Here is an 18,713-nt window from a genome sequence, read left to right as displayed (position 1 = left end):
TCTCTGCTTCCGGTGCATGCGCCCGGTCCAGTTCTGCGCCTGCTCGCCGTCCCGGCCGGCCTTCCGGACCGACGACGGCGGGGCCCGCCCGGAACGCTCCCCACACCCGATCCCCGCACAGCGCGCGTAGTGCTTTCTCGACCGGCGCCCCGACGCCAGTAGTGCTACCCAGGCCGGCGGCGGGTCCGCCGGGCTAGCGTCCGGTTCATGTCCGACAACAGTTCCGGCCCCGCCCTGCGCGGCGTGTGTCGCGCCATGGTCGTGGGCGTGGTCGGCTCGCTCGTCGTCGCCTCGCTGTTCGGGATCGCCGCCCTGCTCGGGAGCGCGTTCGACGAGCTGCAGTTCCGCATCGTGCTGACCACGCTGGTCGTCGCCGCGTTCGGGACGACGTCGCTGTGCCACCTCGCCGTCGTCGACCGTGCGGTCCGGTTGCTCGGGTTCGCGGGTCTCGTCGCGGGGATCGTGGCGGCGGTCGCCGCCCTGGTGCTCGTGTGGAGCGAGTGGTCCTCGGCTCTCGGGGACGTGTGGCTCAAGACGTTCTTCGTGTCGACGATCGCGGCGGTCGGCCTGGCCCATGCGAACCTGCTCCTCCTGCTGGCCGCGCGGCGGCAGCGGGTGGTCCGGGCCGGGCTGGTGATCACCCTGCTGGCCATCGCCGTGGTGGCCGTGATGCTGGTGGTGCCGGTGCTGACCGACGGCGACGTCCCGGGGGGCGACGGGCCGTGGTGGCAGTGGCTGGGGGTCGCCGCGATCGTCGACGCGCTCGGGACGATCGCGCTGCCGGTGATGGCGCTGCTGTTGCGGCCGGGCCGGCGGTCGAGCGGTCCGGCCGGAGTCGTCGTCACCGGCGCCGGTGACCGGGGCGGACGGGCCGAGGACGCCGCCGGGTCGGCCGGCACGGTGCGGGTGGTCCTCGACCTGCCCGCGGAGCTGGTCGAGCGGATCGATCAGCGGGTCGTCGCGCACGGCTCTCGGGAGCTGGTGGTGCGGGACGTCCTGGAGCGTGAGCTGGGGTCGGCGCCGCGGGGATGAGCGGTGTCGCGGCCGTCGCCGTGGGGAAGGGGATCAGCCGTGTCCGGCGGCCCGCTCGTCCTCCCGGTCCAGCCGTGCGCGCCGCTCCTGCTCCCGCCGGCTGTAGGCCGCCTGGCGCACCGCGCCGTCGTCGGCGAACCCGGAACCGAGCGCGCCCGCGACCGTGCCCATCGACGTCGACAGCAACGCGATCATCAGGTAGTCGTCGACGCCCGCCCCGCGCATCAGGTTGGTGCCGAGGTAGTCGGGCGGGATCACCACCGCGGACGCACCCAGCGCGATCACGAACAGCAGCGCGTACATCATCAGCACGCCGCAACCGACGGTCAGCACCGTGGAGGCGTTCGACAGCCACGCCTCCTCGCGCAGCGAGCGGCTGCGCCGCGACTCCCACAGCCCGTTGTCCAGGATCAGCCACGTCGTCATCCCGACCAGCGCGAGGAGCATCACCGCCAGCTGTCGCACGACCCCCAGCGCCGTGGCCAGCTCCCAGATGTTCGAGTAGAAGATCCCGAACGCCGCGCCGGCGGCCGCCGCGGCGAGCGCGGGGGACAGGCTCGGCACCAGCCGCCACGGCCGGTTCGCCCGGACCAGCCCGGACAGCAGGCGCAACCGTCCGCGTATCCCGGCCAGCGCCAGCCGCACGTCGACGCCGTCCTCGACACCGCCGCTGCCGGAGTCGTCGTCGTAACCCCGCTGTTCCCGGCCGGGGTCGAGCCGGGTGAGCGATCCGGCCCGGCCCGCGTCCGAGTGCTCCCCGGGTTCGGCGCGCTCCGACGACGGGAACAGGTGATGGGTGACCAGCCGGACGACGGTGTCCCGGCACCGCGGGTACTGGTTCACGGCGCCGAGCGCGGGCAGCGACACCAGCCCGATCCGCTGCTCGGTGCCGGCGTCGGCGACCACCGGCTGCGGCCCGGCGCGGCGCGGCAGGTCGGTGAGCAGGACGACGGCGTCGGCGTCGTCGCACTCACGGGCCCGCCCGCCGATCTCCAGCATCGGCAGCGCGCCCTGCTCGTCCAGCGCGATCGGCTCGTCGGAGATCCGCACCTCCCAGACGCCGTCACCCTCCCGGTCGAGCCGGGAGGGGAGCTCGTCCACGAGCCGCCCGGCCAGCTCGGCGGGCAGGCCCGGATCGGCGATGAGGTCGAGCACGGTGGTGCGGGGCGTGTCGTTCACGGGCCGGGACGGTATGTCCACCCGGTCGCGCGCGCAGGGCGGGTGGCGGCTGGTTTGACCGGCGGCACACCGGGAACGACGAGAGGCGTGGGGATCAGAGAGTGGTTCGACGCCTGGCCGCTGCGCCGCCAGCTCGCCGGTCCCGACCGGCTCGGCCGGGGAGCCGCGGCGCGCTCGGCCGGGACCGACCGGATGTCCGCCCGGACCGGGACCGCCGACACGATCACGAAGTCGATCTGCCCGTTCTGCGCGGTGGGTTGCGGCCAGACCGTCTACTCCACCGACGGCCGGGTCACCCACGTCGAGGGCGACCCGGACTCGCCGATCAGCCGCGGCCGGCTCTGCCCGAAGGGCTCGTCGACGCTGTCCCTGGTCACCTCACCGCTGCGGCCGACGACGGTGCGCTACCGCCGCCCGTACGGCACCGGCTGGGAGGACCTCGACCTCGACACCGCGCTGGAGATGATCACCGACCGGGTGCTGGACACCCGTCGTCGTACCTGGCAGGACACCGACTCCCAGGGCCGGCACCTGCGCCGCACCATGGGCATCGCGAGCCTCGGAGGAGCGACCCTCGACAACGAGGAGAACTACCTCATGAAGAAGCTCTACTCCGCGCTGGGCGCGGTGCAGGTGGAGAACCAGGCGCGTATTTGACACTCCTCCACGGTTCCCGGTCTGGGAGCCTCCTTCGGTCGCGGCGGCGCGACGAACTACCAGCAGGACCTGGTCCACTCCGACTGCATCGTCATCCAGGGCTCGAACATGGCCGAGGCCCACCCGGTCGGCTTCCAGTGGGTGATGGAGGCGAAGCGGCGCGGTGCGACGGTGATCCACGTCGACCCGCGGTTCACCCGGACCTCCGCAGTGGCCGACCTGCACGTCCCGATCCGGGCCGGCACCGACATCGCGTTCCTGGGCGGGCTGATCCGGTACGTGCTGGAGAACGACCTCTGGTTCGACGAGTACGTGCGGGCCTACACCAACGCCCCGATGATCGTCCGCGAGGACTTCCGGGACACCGAGGACCTCGACGGCCTGTTCTCCGGCTACGACCCGGAGACCGGCAGCTACGACGTGCACACCTGGCAGTACGCCGACGCCGACGTGGAGGCGAGCGCCGGGTTCCGGGACGAGCAGCGCGCGATGGCCCAGGAGCACGAGCGCGGCGAGATCGCCGGCTCCGGCGGCGCCCCGTTCACCGGGACCCCGACCCGGGACGACACCCTCGAGCACCCGCGGTGCGTGTTCCAGCTGCTACGCCGCCACTACGCCCGCTACACCCCGGAGATGGTGCAGCAGGTCTGCGGCATCGAGCCGGACACGTTCCTGCGGGTCGCGCGGGCGCTCACCGACAACTCGAACCGGGAGCGGACGTCCGCGTTCTGCTACGCGGTCGGCTGGACCCACCACACCGTCGGCGTCCAGTACATCCGCGCCGCGTCGGTGCTGCAGGGCCTGCTCGGCAACATCGGCCGGCCCGGTGGCGGGATCCTCGCGCTGCGCGGGCACGCCTCCATCCAGGGCTCCACCGACATCCCGACGCTCTACGACCTGCTGCCCGGCTACATCCCGATGCCGCACGCACACCGCGAGCAGGACCTCGCCTCCTTCGTCGTCAACAACGCGGGCGAGAAGGGCTACTGGGGCCACATGGACACCTACCTGGTCAGCCTGCTCAAGGCCTGGTTCGGCGACGCCGCGACGCGCGGGAACGACTTCTGCTTCGACCACCTCCCGCGCCTGGACGGCGACCACTCGTCGTTCCCGACGGTGATGGCGCAGGCCCGCGGCGAGGTCCCCGGCTACTTCGTGATCGGCGAGAACCCGGCCGTCGGCACCGCGAACTCGCGGCAGCAGCGGCGCGGGCTGGCGAACCTGGAGTGGCTCGTCGTCCGCGACCTGAACATGATCGAGACGGCGACGTTCTGGCAGGACGGCCCGGAGATCGCCACCGGCGAGATGGTCACGGAGGACATCGGTACCGAGGTGTTCTTCCTGCCCGCCGCGAACCACACCGAGAAGGACGGCACCTTCACCAACACCCAGCGGCTGCTGCAGTGGCACCACAAGGCCGTCGAACCGCCCGGCGACTGCCGCAGCGACCTCTGGTTCTACTACGAGCTCGGAAAGCGCCTGAAGGCCCGCGTCGCGAGCTCCACCGACCCCCGCGACCGTCCGCTGCAGGACCTGACCTGGGACTACCCGGTCGAGGTCGGGCCGACCGGGATCGCCGAGCCGAGCGCGGACGCCGTCCTGCGCGAGATCAACGGACGGCATGCGGACGGGACCCCGCTGTCGTCCTACACCGAGATGCGTGCCGACGGCTCCACCAGCGGGGGCTGCTGGATCTACACCGGGGTCTACGCCGACGGCGTCAACCAGTCGGCCCGGCGCAGGCCCGGCAGGGAGCAGGACCTGCTCGCGCACGAGTGGGGCTGGGCGTGGCCGGCGAACCGGCGGGTGCTCTACAACCGGGCCTCGGCCGACCCGGACGGCAAGCCGTGGAGCGAGCGCAAGAAGCTGGTCTGGTGGGACGGCGAGCGCTGGACCGGCGACGACGTCCCCGACTTCCCCGCGACGACGGCACCCGGCCACGTCCCCGAGTCGCAGACCGCCGGCGCGGCCTCGATAGCCGGGAACGAGCCCTTCGTCATGCAGGGCGACGGCCGCGCCTGGCTCTACGCACCCGCCGGGCTGCTCGACGGGCCGATGCCCGCGCACTACGAGCCGCAGGAGTCGCCGGTGCCCAACGCGCTGTACCCGGCGCAGGGCGCGAACCCCGCCCGCCAGCAGTTCCCGAGCCCGGAGAACACCTACAACCCGTCCGGCGAGCACTTCCCGTACGTGTTCACCACGTTCCGGGTCACCGAGCACCACACCGCCGGCGGGATGAGCCGCTGGACCCCGCGCCTGAACGAGCTGTTCCCGGAGATGTTCCTGGAGGTCTCCCCGGAGCTCGCCGCCGAGCGCGGCCTGCGGAACAACGACTGGGGGCACGTCGTCACCGCGCGCTCGGCGATCGAGGGGCGGATCGTGGTCACCGACCGCGCGACGCCGCTGCGGGTCGGCGACGGGAACGGGGGGACACGGGTGATCCACCAGATCGGCGTGCCCTGGCACTGGGGGCCGAACGGGCTCTCGACCGGCGACGCGGCCAACGAGCTGCTCTCGGTCGCGCTCGACCCGAACGTGCACATCATGGAGACCAAGGCCGCGACCTGCGACATCCGTCCCGGCCGGCGTCCGCGCGGTCCGGCCCTCGTCCGCTATCTCGCCGACCGCCGGCGCGCCGCCGGGCTGGAGGAGTAGATGGGTTCGCTGTCCGGTCCGCTCGACGACCCCACCCGCGACGCCGGCTACCCGGCCGACCACCCCGGGCGCGTCGGGTTCTTCACCGACACCAGCGTCTGCATCGGGTGCAAGGCCTGCGAGGTGGCGTGCAAGGAGTGGAACGCGCTGCCCGCCGACGGTGTCTCCGACCGCGGCGCCGGCGGCGACGTCCTCGGGATGGCCGGGATGGGCTACGACAACACCGGCGGGCTCGGCGGGTCGACCTACCGGCACGTCGCGTTCGTCGAGCAGCGGGTGCCCGCGTCGCGGTCCGCGCCGACCGACCTGGGGATGCCGTCGATGGACCTGCCCGGCGCGACGCAGTCCGGCGAGCACCGGGCGGACGCCACCGAGGTGCGCTGGCTGATGTCGTCGGACGTCTGCAAGCACTGCACGCACGCCGCCTGCCTGGACGTCTGCCCGACCGGCTCGCTGATCCGCACCGAGCACGGCACCGTGCTGGTTCAGTCCGACATCTGCAACGGCTGCGGCTACTGCATCCCGGCCTGCCCGTACGGTGTGATCGACCAGCGACCCGGCGACGGCCGCGCGTTCAAGTGCACGATGTGCCAGGACCGGCTCGGCGCCGGGATGGCACCGGCCTGCGCCACGGCCTGCCCGACGGAGTCGATCCGGTTCGGGCCGCTCGACGAGCTGCGGGCCGAGGCCGACGCGCGGCTCGCCACGCTGCAGAGCCACGGCGTGACCGGGGCCCGGCTCTACGGGCGGGACCCGGACGACGGCGTCGGTGGGGACGGCGCGTTCTTCCTGCTGCTCGACGAGCCGGAGGTCTACGGGCTCCCGCCGGACCCGGTGGTGACGACGCGGGACCTGCCGTCGATGTGGCGGCACGCGGCCGCCGCGGCGCTGGCGGTCGCGGCGACGGTGGGTGCGGCGTTCGTCGGGGTCCGCCGGTGAGGGGGCGTCGCGAGCGCCTGATGGTCCCCGACGCGGACTTCCGCAGCTACCACGACCGGCCGATCATCAAGCCGCCCGTCTGGAAGGTCCCCGACGTCCCGGCCTACCTCTACCTCGGGGGGACGGCCGGGGTGTCCGCCTCGCTGGCCGCGCTCGCCGACCTGACCGGACGGCCCGGGCTGCGGCGGTCCGGACGGCTGGTCGCGGCCGCCGGTGCGGTGTCGTCGGTGGCGTTCCTGATCCACGACCTGGGTCGCCCGGAACGGTTCCTGAACATGATGCGGGTTCTCAAGCCGACGTCCCCGCTGTCGGTGGGCTCGTGGATCCTCGCCCCGTTCGGTACCGCGACCGGGCTGGCCGCCGCGTCCGAGCTGGCCGGCCTGCTGCCGGGTGCCGGCCGGGCGGCGGGCGCCGCCGGTGCGGTGCTCGGTCCGGCGATGACCACCTACACCGCGGTCCTGCTGGCCGACACCGCGGTGCCCGGCTGGCACGAGGCGTACCGGGAGCTGCCGTTCGTGTTCGCCGGGTCGGCGCTCGCCTCCGGCGGCGGCGCGGCGCTGCTCACCGGGCACGGGGACGGACCACCGCGCCGGGTCGCCGTCGCGGGCGCGGCGCTGGAGCTGGCCGCGAGCCACCGGCTGGAGAGCCGGATCGGGATGAGCGCGCACGCCTACCGCACCGGGCGGGCCGGCCGGATCCTGCGGGCCGCCCGCGCCGCCACCGCCGCCGGGGTCGTGGCCGCCGTGGCGGGACCGGCCGCGGACGCGCTGCACCGGCGCCGGCCACGCCGGCGGCGCCTGCTCGACGCCGTCGCCGGGCTGCTGCTCAACGGCGGGTCCGCGGCGACCCGCTGGGGGGTGTTCGACGCCGGTATGGCGACGGCGTGGGACCCGGCCTACACCGTCGTGCCGCAGCGGGAGCGGCTCCGGCGTCGCGAGGCGGAACAGGAGGAGCGGCACGAGTGACCGGAACGGCCGGCTGCCCGAAGCACATGACGTTCGGACCGTGCGGCGGTGTCCGCCCCGACCTGGGGTGCGAGCTCGGGACCGGGCCGTGCCCGTTCGCCACCGCCCCGCTGGTGCCGTGGACCGGCCCGCCCGGGCCCGCCGCGCTGCCCGGAGCCCTGGCCGGTGGCGGGCCCGTCGTGCTCGCCGACCTCACCAACCCGCCCTACGACGCCCGCGCCCTGGCCCGCCTCACCCGGACCCTGGCCGGGTCGTGCGACGCGCTGCTGCTCGGGCAGCACCACGACACCCCGGACTTCCCGCCGACCCTGCTGGCGATGCTGGTCCGCGACGCCGGCGGGCGGCCGTGGGTGACGCTGACCTGCCGCGACCGGAACCGGGTCGTCCTGGAACAGGACCTCGCCGGGCTCGCGGCCGCGGGCGCGGACGCGGTGTTCTGCGTGACCGGCGACGCCCGGGCGCCCGGGATGCGCCCGGACGCCACCCAGGTGTTCGACCTGGACGGCACCCGGCTGGCCGCGCTGGCCGCACGGACCGGGCCGGCCGCCGTCGTCCCGGAGTCGCCCGACGCGCCACCGCGGGACCTGCGCCCCGCGCGGCTCGCGCAGAAGCAGCGGGCCGGGGCCGGCGCGGCGGTGCTCAACCACGTCGCGTCGCCGGCGCGGGTGGCCGCGTTCGTCGCCGGCGCCCGGCGTCACGGGGCCACCCTGCCGGTCCTGGCCGGCGTCGCCGTCGTCACCGACGAACGCGGCGCCCGCACCCTGCAGGGCTACCCGGGGCTCGAGCTCGACCCGGAGGTCGTCGCCACGGTGCTCGCGGCGCCCGACCCGGTCGAGGCGGGGATCGAGGCCGCGACGGACGAGGCGGTGGCGCTGCTCGCCGTGGACGGCGTCGCCGGGGTGAACCTGTCGGGCAAGGGCACCTCGGGCAGCGACGAGCGGGGCGCGGAGATCAAGGCCGAGGTCGGCCGGCGGATCCGGGACCGGACCGGGGCGTAGGGCGGCGGTCGCCGGGTACGCGCACCGCCATGGCCGACCTCGTCCCGGAGCGCATGGCGCTGGAGTTCGACACCGTCGCCGACTGGACGAGACGGGCGGTGGACGAGCTCGGCGCCGACCACGCGATCCCGGCCGCGTGCCGGGGGAGCGCCAGCCCGGCGGCACTGGAGCTGCTGGCCCGCGAGTGCGGGCTGACACCGGGGGTGCGGCTGGCCGACGTCGGCGGCGGAACGGGCGGCCCGGCCGCCTGGGCCCGCGAGCACCGCGGCGCGGTGCCCGTGGTCGTCGACCCGATGCCGGGGGCCTGCCGGACCGCGCGGGAGATGCTGGGGATACCCGCGGTCGTCGGGGACGGGAACGCGCTCCCGCTGGCGTCCGGGTCGGTGCCGGTGTGCTGGTGCCTGGGCGTGCTGTGCACCGTCGAGGACCAGGCCGGGCTGCTCGCGGAGCTGCACCGGGTGCTCGTCCCGGGTGGTGCGCTGGGGCTGCTGGTGTACACCGCCGACGAGCCGCGCCCGCCGGGCGCGCCGGACGGCAACCACTTCCCGACCCTCGACGGGACCCTCGCCCTGCTGCGCGCCACCGGGTTCGCCCCCGGGACGGTGACGGCGCTCGCCGGGCTGCCGGACGCGCCGGCCTCCTGGCGTGACCGGATCGCCCGGGTGGACGCGCAGCTGGCCCGGACGCACGGTGACGACCCGCGCTTCGCCGCGGCCGAGGAGCAGGCGAGAAGGATCGGGCGGCTCGTCGACGGGGGTACCGTCGAGGGACACCTGCTACACGCCACCGCCCGGTGAGGCGGTGCCCGCACCCGGTATGCGGGGCGCCGTGCGCGGGTACGCCGGTCCGGCGGGTGCGACGACGGGGGAGCGGAATGGCCGAGGCACGGGTGCGGGCAGTGGGCATCGACACCGGTCCGGGACGACCGGTCGTGCTGCTCGAGGAGGCCGGCGGGCGCGGCAGGCTCGTCCCGGTCGGGATCGGTGAGGCGGAGGCCGCCGCGCTGGCCGCGGCACTGGCCGGGATGCCGCCGGCCTCGCGCCCGGACACCTACCGGCTGATCCTCGCCGTGCTCGCCGAGTTCGGGGAGAAGGTCCGGCAGGTACGGGTGCGGGCCCTGCAGGACCGGGTCTTCCACGCCGAGCTGGTGCTCGAGGGCGGCACCGTCGTCGACGCCCGCACCAGCGACGCCGTCGTGCTGGCCCTGCTGGAGAAGGCCCCCATCGACGTCGCCGAGGCGGTGTTCGACGAGGTGGGTGTCGCCGCCGAGTCCGTCACCGTCCAGGGCGCCGACGACCGTGCGGCCGGCCGAGCCGACGACCCCGCGAGCGAGGTCGAGGAGTTCCGCCGCTTCCTCGACACCGCCCGGCCCGAGGACTTCGGTCCCGAGGAACGCGGCTGACCTACCCGCGCCCGGTCAGATGGTGGACGGTGAGCGCCCCCAGCGCGTCCAGGCCCTTGTACTCGGCCAGTTCCGGCGGGAGCGTCTCCAGCACCGAGACCAGGCGCCTCCGCCACGCCGGGACCAGCGCGAGCCGGTCCAGCGGCAGCAACCGGATCCCGATCAGGAACAGCACCGACCCGGTCAGCGGCAGCCGGACCAGGTGCTGCACCTCGGTCCGCAGGTGGATCTCCCGGCCCGGGTCGGCGACGTCGAGCCGGTGCCGCCGCCCGAGCCACGACGGCGCGGTGTCCAGCGACAGGTCGAGCCGGTCGTCGGGCTGCAGGCCCCAGTTCAGCCGGCGGTAGGCCTCGCCCGGCTCCAGCCGCAGCAGGAACCGCTCGGCCCGCTCGAACACCCCGCCTCCGACGTTCCCGGGGACCGGGCCGTGCAGCTCGGCGAAGCTCATCCCCGCGTCGAAGCCGATCGACCAGACCGACGCGAACGCGACGGCACCGGCGTCGAGCCACAGCCGGTCGTCGCGCGCCCCGAGCACCACGACGTCCTCGCCGACCTGCCGGGACGCGAACCGCAGCGGGTGCTCGCCCAGCGACGACTCGTCGCCGAGGACGAACTCGCCGCCGGTGCCCAGCAGTGCGTTGCGGTAGCTGTACCGGTCGCCGTCGCGGTGCAGCGTGACGTGGTCGGGGTACTCGGCGGCGAGCCGGCCGAGCAGGTACAGCAGCGCGTCCCAGCAGGCGGCGCGGGCGTGCGGGGCGGCGACGAACCGGGCCGGTTCCCGGTCGAGCACCGCCGCCCGCTGCGCGACGACGGCCGCGTGGTCGTCGCCGACGTGCAGCACGGTCCCGCCCCAGGAGCCGGCCTCGGTCTCCCGGACGACGCCGGCGGGTTCGACGTTCGCGCTGATCCGGTACGACGGGTGCGGCAGCGGGAACGGGTAGTCGCCCGGGTCGTCCGCGCGGCCGGTCACAGCTCCAGTTCCAGGACGGCGCCGGGCGAGGCGGCGCGGGAGACGCAGAGCGCCATGCGGCCGTCCCGGTCGCCGTCGAGGACGGTGTCGCGGTGCTCGATCCGTCCGGAGTGGACAGTGGTGACGCACTCGCCGCACACCCCTCGGCGGCACAGCCGCGGAGCGGGGATCCCGGCGCGGTCCAGGGCGTCCAGCAGCGACTCGCCGGCGCCGACGTCGACGGTGTGCCCGCTGCGCCGCAGCACCGCCCGGAACGGCCGGCCGGGGTCGGTGCGGGGGACGAAGCTCTCGGCGTGCACGCGGCCGTCGACCCAGTGCGCGGTCCGCGCCGTGGCGGCGACGGCGGCGATCAGTCCGGGTGGTCCGCAGGTGTAGAGGTGGGAGCCGAACGGTGCGGTCGCGATCAACCGGTCCAGCGCGACCCGGGCGGCCTCGCGGCCGGTGACCGCGTCGAGCCGGTCCCCGCACAGCCGGCGCAGGTCCCCGAGGTGCGGCGCGGCGCCGGGGCGGCGCACGTACAGGACCTGGAACGAGCCGCCCCAGAACGCGTGCCACCGGGCGTGCGACAGGATCGGCGTCACCCCGATCCCGCCCGCGACCAGCAGGTGGTGCGTCGCGGTCGGGACCGGCGGGAACGCCGAGCGCGGGCCGGTGGTACGGACCCGGTCACCGGGCCTCAGCGCGTGTGCCCACCGGGAGCCGCCGGATCCGTCCGGGCGCAGCGCGACGGTGACGTGCAGCAGGTCCGGATGGACCGACGGGCCGGTCAGCGAGTACGCGTTCCAGCGGCCCGGCGCCCACTCCAGGCCCAGGTGGCTGCCCGGCGGGTAGCACGGCAGCGGGTCGCCGGTCGCCGGGGCCAGCGCGATCGAGCGGGCGCCGGGGCCGGGGTCGGAGATCTCGGCGACGACCAGGTCGAGGTGGGTCGGACGCATCGCCGGCGCAGGCTCCGGGCCGGCCCGTGCGGCGCGCGGCGCCGCGTCGTCCCCGGGACCTCGCAGGTCGTCGCCGTCCTCGCACCCCGCCGCGGCCCCCGCACCGGGTGCAGCCGGTGCGACATCGGTGCCCGGGGTGCGGGATCGCGTGCGGGGGCGGGCCGTCGCCCCGGACGACGGGGCGGTGCCGTCCCGGCCGCCGGTCGGCACACCCAGGAAGGCGGCGTGGGTGCGCGAGTGGTGCGGAGCGACGGCGAGCTCCGCGGAACATCCCGGACAGGCGACGGTGTCGCCGACCGCGGCCCGTGCCGTCGACCGGGCGTGACAGTGTCCACAGTGCACCGACCGGACCCGGACGGTCTCGGTCCCGGCGCCCGGACCCGGCACGTCCGGGCCGGTGTCGGTGGGGCACAGGACCAGTTCGTCGTCGCGGGCTCCGCGGGCGTGCGCCGCCGCGCGCACCCGCTGCACCTCGTCCTCGGTGCCGGTGACGAGGATCCGTGAGCCCGCGGCCAGCCCGGGGAGTGCGGTGTCGAGCAGCGCCCCGGCGTCGACGGCGACGGGCAGGGTGCGCAGCCGGTCGCCCGGCCGCGGGGGCGGGGCGGGCGCGTCGCCGACGGCGACGATGAGGTGCGGGGCGGGGCCGAGCGGCGCGGTGGCCGGGTAGCGCGGCTGGGTCGTCGCCTCGAGAGGGACGTACGCCGAGCGCGGAGCGACGCCGGTCCGGACCACGCGCGCCGCACCGGGGCGCGGCGCGGGCGCACCGGTGGGGTCGGCGATCCCGGTCGATGCAGGGACGCCGGTGGCGGTGGTCCCGGTCGGTGCGGTGGACGGATCGGTGGGCGCGGGAGCCATCGGGCAGTCGGTCCAGGGGGCGGCGGTCGGCAGGCCCGCCGATCCTACGGTCGTGCGGGTGCGGACGGGCTCGACGCCGAGCGGTCAGCGTCCCGGCCACACCGTCCCGGCCACACCGTGCTGCCCCGCCGAGATACGCCACAGCGGGAGAAGTCGATCTCCACGGCCCGCTGATCCGTATCTCGGCGGGGATCCGCCGGGCTCCACCGGGTCCGGCCACGGCTCGGCCCGGAGCGCCCAGGTGCCCCGCCCGACCGGCGTCAGCCCGCAGCCCGCCCGTCCGTCGCCGGATCGTGCGGGCCCGGGAAGAACCGTGCGGTCCCCTCGACCTCCACGAGCACCCGGTCGCCGGGGCGCAGCGGCACGGATCCGGGCGTACGGGCCTGCAGCACGGTGCCGTCGAGGTCGAGACGGACGACCGCGTCGTGCCCGTGGAAGTCGACGTCGGTGACCTTCGCCGTCGGCTCGCCGTCACCGTCCGCGGGCCGCAGCCGCAGCTGCTCGGGGCGCACCAGCACCTGCCCGGCGCCGGTGCCGCGCGGGCCGGGACCCAGCGGGATGCGGCCGAGCGCGGTCGTCGCCGTCCCGGCCGCCGCGTGCGCGTCCAGGACCACGGCGTCGCCGACGAACCGGGCGACGCCGAGGTCGGCGGGGGAGTCGTAGAGGTCCCGCGGGGGTGCGCACTGGGCCACCCGGCCGTCGCGCAGCACCGCGACCAGATCCGCGATGCCGAGCGCCTCCTCCTGGTCGTGGGTCACCAGCACCGCGGTCGCCCCGGCCGCGACCAGCGCGTCCCGAACCTGCGCGCGGACCCCCGCGCGCAGGCCCGCGTCGAGAGCGGTGAACGGCTCGTCGAGGAGCACGAGCGCCGGGGCGGGAGCGAGCGCGCGGGCCAGCGCCACCCGCTGCTGCTGGCCGCCGGAGAGCTCGGCCGGCATCCGGCCCCCGAACCCGCCGAGGCCGACGAGCTCCAGCATCTCGCCGACCCGCGGGCCGCGCCGGGCCCGGCGGTCCAGGCCGAACCCGACGTTCGCGGCGACGTCCAGGTGCCCGAACAGCGCCCCCTCCTGCGCCACCAGGCCGACCCGGCGCCGCTCGGGTGGGATCTCCACCCCGTCGCCGGCGACCAGCCGCCCGTCCAGGTGCACGGTGCCACGGTCGATCGGGTGGAACCCGGCGACCGTCCGCAGCAGCGTGCTCTTGCCGCAGCCGGACCCGCCGAGCACCGCCGCCACCGCACCGGCCGGGACCGTCAGGTCCACACCGGACAGGACCCGGGTGCCCGGGTGCCCGGCGTGCAGCCCGCGGACCGCGAGCGCGTCGTCCATCAGTCTCCTCCCCGGCGGCGCAGCACCCGGTCGAGCACCAGCGTCGGGACCGCGGCCAGCAGGACCAGCACCACCGCGTAGGGCGCGGCCGCGGCGAACTGGCTCGCCCCGGTCCGGGTCCAGATCGCCATCGCGAGGGTCTCGGTGCCGGTCGGGCGCAGCATCAGCGTGGCCGGCAGCTCCCGGGCCACCGAGAGGAAGACCAGCGCGCCACCGGCGGCGATCCCGGGCGCGGCCAGCGGGACGGTGACCCGGGCCAGCGTCGTCAGCCGGCCGCGGCCGAGCGAGCGGGACGCCTCCTCGAGCTGTACGGGGGCGTCGGCGACCCCGGTCCGGACGGCGCCGACGGCCAGCGGCAGGAACAGCACGGCGTAGCCGGCGATCAGCATCGGGGTGCGCTGGTAGAGGTCCGGGAGCACCCGGATGCCGAGGTAGACCAGGGCGAGCCCGACGGTGACCCCTGGCAGCGCGAACCCGAGGTAGGTCACGTTCTCCAGCGCCCGCACCAGCCGGCCCCGGTGCCGGGCCGCGAGCACCCCGACCGGGATCGCGAGGACGAGGGTGCACACCGCGCCGAGCAACGCGACCCGGAAGGTGTCCAGTGTGGTCGCCGCCAGGTGCGGCCAGTCGACGCCCGCGGAGGCGCCCGCGATCGTCCAGGAGGCCAGGCTGTGCGCCGGGACGCCCAGCGAGACCCCGACGACGGCGAGCACGATCACCAGCCCGGCCGGCGTCCACCGGCCCAGTGGTGTGGGCCCGGCCCGCCGGCCCGCGCCGCGCCCCACCCGGGCCGCGGACCGGCCACGGGCCCGCGCCTCCGCGACGAGCACGACGGCGGCGAGCGCGACCAGCGCCACCCCGAGGATCGCCGCCGGGGTCGGGTCGAACGTGGACCGGTAGCGGGTGAAGATGCCGAGGGTGAACGTCTCGTAGCGCATCAGCGACGGCACCCCGAAGTCGCTGATCACCGACAGCGCGACGAGCAGCGCCCCGGCCAGCACGGCCGGCCACACCCGCCGCAGCGTGACCGTCAGCAGCACCCGCAGCGGGCCGAGCCCGAGCGACCGCGCGGCCTCCTCGGTACCGGCGTCGCCGCGGGACAGCGCCGCCGACACGGTGAGGAACACGTACGGGAAGCTGACCGAGCTGAGCACCAGCAGCGTGCCGGCGAAACCGGCCAGCCCCGGGTACCGGGAGATCCAGCCGAACCCGGCCACATAGGACGGCACCGCCAGCGGCAGCGCGAACAGGATCCCCCAGAGCCGCCGGCCCGGCAGGTCGGTGCGGACCACCAGCCACGCCGCGAGCGTGCCGACGACCGCGCAGACCGCCGTCGCCGCCCCGGTCAGGACGACGGTGTTCCAGAACAGGAACCCGGTCCGGGGCCGGGTGAGGACGTCGGCGGCGTAGGCCGGGCCGCGTTCGACGGACCGGACCGCGAGGTAGATCAGCGGGGTCAGCATCACGAGCCCGGCCAGCGCGGCACCGGCGACGAGCACCGGTGCCGCCCCGCCGGAGCCGCGGCGGGGACGACGGCGCAGCAGCACGGTCAGGTCAGGCCGAGCTCCTGGAGCATCTCCAGGGTCTCGTCCAGCGACCGCAGGTCGGCCAGCTCGATGTCGGGCTGCCGCAGGTCGGCGATGCCGGGCATCTCGTAGGTGGCCGAGGTGATGCCGTCCCGCACGGCGTACTCACCGGAGGTGTCGGTGAACCACTGCTGGGCCTCGGGCGCGGTCAGGTAGGCGATCAGCTGCTCGGCCCGGGCCGGGTCGTCCGCGGTGTCCATCACCCCCGCCCCGGCGACGTTGACCAGCCCCAGCGGGTCACCGCCGACGTGGTGGTTGCGCGTGCGGACGTTCTCCTCGCCGAGCTCGTCCATCCGGGAATAGATGTAGTAGTGGTTGGTCAGTCCGATGTCGACCTGGCCGTTCTCGATCGCGTCGATCACGCCGTGGTTGTTGCTGAACCGCTCCGGGTCCTGGGCGAGGAAGGCCTCCAGCCACTCGCGGGCGCCGTCGTCGCCCCGGTCGAGCCGCACCGCGGTGACGAACGTGTTGAACGACGAGTTGCCCGGCGGGAACCCGATCCGGCCCGCCCAGCGCGGGTCGAGCAGGTCGTCGAGGCTCTGCGGCAGCTCCTCGGGCGAGAGCTCCTGGGCGTCGTAGGTGATCACGCGGGCGCGGGCGGTCGTGGCCGTCCAGCTCCGGTCGGCCGCGACGTAGCCGTCGACGACGCCGTCGGTCGTCCCGGGCGAGAGCGGGACCAGCCGGCCGACCTCGGACAGTGCGCCCAGCGCGCCGGCGTCCTGGGCGAAGAAGACGTCGGCCGGGCTCGCGTCGCCCTCCTCCAGGATCTGGGCGACGAGCTCGGCGGTGTCGCCGTAGCGGATGTCGAGCGGGATGCCGGACTCGGTCTCGAACCGGTCGAGGATCTCCTGGACCCGGTTCTCGGACCGTCCGGAGTAGACGGTCAGGGGCTCGTCGGGGGCGGGCGCGGCGGACTCGTCGGCCGGTGCGGGACTTCCGCAGGCGGCCAGGACGAGCGCGAGCGCGGTGGCGGTGGCGGCGGTCAGGAGGCGGCGGGTGCGGGCGGGTGCATGGACGGTGATCGGCATTGATCTCCCCGGAGCAGGTTCGCGAGACGCCCTCCCGAGGCTAGGGCAGAACGGACATATCCGGACGAAATTCTGACCTGTGGGGCGCGTGCACCGCGGGTCAGAGCCGGGGTGTGCGGGTGTCGTAGCCGGGCCTCGTCCGGATCGGGCGCGGCCGGCCGCGCAGCACCTCGCGCAACGTGCCGGCGGTGCCCAGGACGACGGTGGCGGCGAGCAGGATCTGGGTCCACATCGCGGACCTCCTCCGGACGGTCTCCGTGGTGCCGGTTCCGCACCCGGCGGGATCGGTTCCCGCCGCCGTCGACGTTCCGCCGTCCCGACCCTCGCGGGAAGTGGCAGAAACGTCGAGAGTCGACAAGATGCTGCCGAGGCTCCGACGGCGGTGTCCGTCGCGGCCCGGACGAACGATCAACCACTGTCGGCGCGAGGGACGTGAACCTCGTCATGCCGGGCCGGGTGGTCCGGCGAAACCGCACGCCTCCGACGTGGTCCGGAGGACACGGACGTGCCGTGTCGTCCGTCCGGCTCCGGGCGACCGGCACCGGTCGCGGATAGGGTTTCGCCGGACAGTCACCGGCACGAAACGGAGTGCGCCATGAAGTCGCGGTCGCAGCCTGCGCGGAACGACGGCGCCGCTCCCCGCCGGGACCCGGCCGGCGGCTCGCTGCTGAGCCCGGCGCCCGTCGGGCAGGTGGCGAGCCGGGGGGCGGTCATCGGCGGCGGCCTGACCTGGATGGCGGCCTGGAGCCTGCGGCTCGTACTGATCGCGGTCGGTGTGGTGGCCATCGGCTACGTGATCGGCACGTTCTGGGTGATCGCCTGGCCGGTGGTGCTGGCGATGCTGCTCACCACCGTGCTCCGTCCCCCGGCTGCCTGGATGATCCGCCGCAGGGTGCCACCGGCGCTGGCGTCGATGGTCGTGCTCCTCGTCGCCCTCGGCGCGATCACCGGCCTGATCGTGAGCATCGCGCCGTCGGTGGCCGGGCAGACCCAGCAGATCGCGGACGGGGTCGTCACCGGGCTGGGACAGATCCAGCAATGGGTGTCCGGCCCGCCGCTGAACCTGGGCGACAGCCAGCTCGGCGACATCGTCACCACCGTCACGCAGTACCTGCAGCAGAGCGCGGCATCCATCGCGGGCGGCGTGCTCACCGGCGTGGGAACCGTCGCGTCCGGCCTGCTCAGCGCCGTGCTGGCGCTGGTGCTCACCTTCTTCTTCGTCAAGGACGGCCCGCGCTTCCTGCCCTGGCTGGTCTCGATCACCGGGCGCACCGCGGGCGGTCACCTGAGCGAGGTCCTCTCCCGGGTCTGGGCGGCGCTCGGCGGGTTCATCCGGGTGCAGGCCCTGGTCAGCCTGATCGATGCGGTGTTCATCGGGATCGGGCTGGTGCTGCTGAGCATCCCGCTGGCGCTTCCGCTGGCCGTGCTGACGTTCATCGGCGGGTTCATCCCGATCGTCGGCGCGTTCGTCGCGGGCGCGCTGGCCGTGCTGATCGCACTGGTCACCCAGGGCTTCACGACGGCGATCCTGGTCCTGATCCTGATCATCGTGGTGCAGCAGGTGGAGGGCAACGTCCTGCAGCCGTACCTTCAGGGGCAGAGCCTGCGCCTGCACGGGGCGGTCGTGCTGCTGGCGGTGACCGCCGGTGGGTCGCTCGGCGGGATCGGCGGCGCCTTCCTGGCGGTGCCGGTCGCCGCCGTGATCGCGGTGGTGCTGCGGTACCTCGGCGAGCAGATCGACCTTCGGGACCAGCGGCTCGTGGCCCAGGAGGAGGGGGAGCCGGGCGGTGCGTCGCCGGAGCCCGCTGTGTCGCCCGAGCCTGCTGTGTCGCCCGAGCTCGCTGTGTCGCCCGAGCCTGCTGTGTCGCCCGAGCTCGCTGTGTCGCCCGAGCCTGCTGCGTCGCCGGAGCCCGCTGCGCCGCCCGCGCCGCGGGACGGCGCGGATCCCGCACACGACGGTGCCGGGTCCGACGCGGCATCCGGGCCCGGACCGGACACGGTCGCCGGCTCCGACGGCAACGACGTGGCGCAGGGCGAGCCGACGGGGTCGGGCCGGCCGTCCACCGGGCGCCCCGACAGCTGAGCCGCGCCGGCGTCCCGGACGTGCCCGGACCACCGAGCCGACGGGGATCCGACATCCGGACCGCCCGGGCCGGGCCCGCGGCGCCGGGTTCGCCGGAACAT

Annotated in this window: 15 protein-coding genes; 8 read left to right on the top strand and 7 right to left on the bottom strand. The window is 75.3% G+C overall.

Features of this window, described 5'->3' with window-relative positions:
- The first annotated feature begins 207 nt into the window (after positions 1–207).
- A complete protein-coding gene (locus tag WIS52_RS03395; RefSeq protein WP_349296579.1) occupies positions 208–1,032 on the top strand; it encodes a hypothetical protein in 825 nt (274 codons plus the stop codon).
- 33 nt (positions 1,033–1,065) lie between these two features.
- Here WIS52_RS03395 and WIS52_RS03390 read toward each other — a convergent pair whose 3' ends face one another.
- Positions 1,066–2,211, bottom strand: a complete 1,146-nt coding sequence (locus tag WIS52_RS03390) for a hypothetical protein (protein ID WP_349296578.1) — start codon at positions 2,209–2,211, stop codon at positions 1,066–1,068.
- An 87-nt stretch (positions 2,212–2,298) separates the two neighbouring features.
- Here WIS52_RS03390 and fdh point away from each other — a divergent pair, with 87 nt between their 5' ends.
- From fdh to WIS52_RS03360, 6 genes are all read left to right on the top strand, one after another.
- Entirely contained in the window at positions 2,299–5,523 is a 3,225-nt protein-coding gene (gene fdh / locus WIS52_RS03385) for a formate dehydrogenase (protein WP_349296577.1), read from the top strand.
- Entirely contained in the window at positions 5,524–6,462 is a 939-nt protein-coding gene (locus WIS52_RS03380; protein ID WP_349296576.1) for a 4Fe-4S dicluster domain-containing protein, read from the top strand.
- A 20-nt stretch (positions 6,463–6,482) separates the two neighbouring features.
- Positions 6,483–7,427, top strand: coding sequence for an NrfD/PsrC family molybdoenzyme membrane anchor subunit (gene nrfD, locus WIS52_RS03375; RefSeq protein ID WP_349296575.1), 945 nt, complete (start codon positions 6,483–6,485; stop codon positions 7,425–7,427).
- Entirely contained in the window at positions 7,424–8,425 is a 1,002-nt protein-coding gene (locus tag WIS52_RS03370; RefSeq protein WP_349296574.1) for a methylenetetrahydrofolate reductase, read from the top strand. The genes nrfD and WIS52_RS03370 overlap by 4 nt, the downstream gene beginning before the upstream one ends.
- A 29-nt stretch (positions 8,426–8,454) precedes the next feature.
- A complete protein-coding gene (locus WIS52_RS03365; protein ID WP_349296573.1) occupies positions 8,455–9,222 on the top strand; it encodes a class I SAM-dependent methyltransferase in 768 nt (255 codons plus the stop codon).
- 77 nt (positions 9,223–9,299) lie between these two features.
- Positions 9,300–9,827 carry a bifunctional nuclease family protein gene (locus tag WIS52_RS03360; RefSeq protein WP_349296572.1) on the top strand — a complete coding sequence of 176 codons (528 nt, stop codon included), beginning with the start codon at positions 9,300–9,302 and terminating at the stop codon, positions 9,825–9,827.
- Between the two features lies 1 nt (position 9,828).
- Here WIS52_RS03360 and WIS52_RS03355 read toward each other — a convergent pair whose 3' ends face one another.
- From WIS52_RS03355 to WIS52_RS03330, 6 genes are all read right to left on the bottom strand, one after another.
- The gene (locus WIS52_RS03355) at positions 9,829–10,797 is read right to left on the bottom strand and encodes a heme-dependent oxidative N-demethylase family protein (protein WP_349296571.1); all 969 of its coding nucleotides are present in this window, start codon (positions 10,795–10,797) and stop codon (positions 9,829–9,831) included.
- A complete protein-coding gene (locus WIS52_RS03350) occupies positions 10,794–12,587 on the bottom strand; it encodes a dimethylamine monooxygenase subunit DmmA family protein (protein WP_349296570.1) in 1,794 nt (597 codons plus the stop codon). The genes WIS52_RS03355 and WIS52_RS03350 overlap by 4 nt, the downstream gene beginning before the upstream one ends.
- A 260-nt stretch (positions 12,588–12,847) precedes the next feature.
- Positions 12,848–13,915, bottom strand: coding sequence for an ABC transporter ATP-binding protein (locus WIS52_RS03345; protein ID WP_349296569.1), 1,068 nt, complete (start codon positions 13,913–13,915; stop codon positions 12,848–12,850).
- Positions 13,915–15,462 (bottom strand): ABC transporter permease, encoded by a 1,548-nt coding sequence (locus tag WIS52_RS03340; protein ID WP_349296568.1) that lies wholly within the window; start codon positions 15,460–15,462, stop codon positions 13,915–13,917. The genes WIS52_RS03345 and WIS52_RS03340 overlap by 1 nt, the downstream gene beginning before the upstream one ends.
- Positions 15,463–15,464: 2 nt before the next feature.
- Positions 15,465–16,529 carry an extracellular solute-binding protein gene (locus tag WIS52_RS03335; protein ID WP_349296567.1) on the bottom strand — a complete coding sequence of 355 codons (1,065 nt, stop codon included), beginning with the start codon at positions 16,527–16,529 and terminating at the stop codon, positions 15,465–15,467.
- Between the two features lie 100 nt (positions 16,530–16,629).
- The gene (locus tag WIS52_RS03330) at positions 16,630–16,761 is read right to left on the bottom strand and encodes a hypothetical protein (RefSeq protein WP_349296566.1); all 132 of its coding nucleotides are present in this window, start codon (positions 16,759–16,761) and stop codon (positions 16,630–16,632) included.
- Between the two features lie 363 nt (positions 16,762–17,124).
- Here WIS52_RS03330 and WIS52_RS03325 point away from each other — a divergent pair, with 363 nt between their 5' ends.
- On the top strand, positions 17,125–18,612 hold the full coding sequence (locus WIS52_RS03325; RefSeq protein ID WP_349296565.1) for an AI-2E family transporter: 1,488 nt from the start codon (positions 17,125–17,127) through the stop codon (positions 18,610–18,612).
- Positions 18,613–18,713: the final 101 nt, after the last annotated feature.

This window comes from Pseudonocardia nematodicida, assembly GCF_040105385.1.
Lineage (GTDB): Bacteria > Actinomycetota > Actinomycetes > Mycobacteriales > Pseudonocardiaceae > Pseudonocardia > Pseudonocardia nematodicida.
Note: the sequence above shows the minus strand (reverse complement) of the source record. Positions and strands in the feature narration are given on the sequence as shown.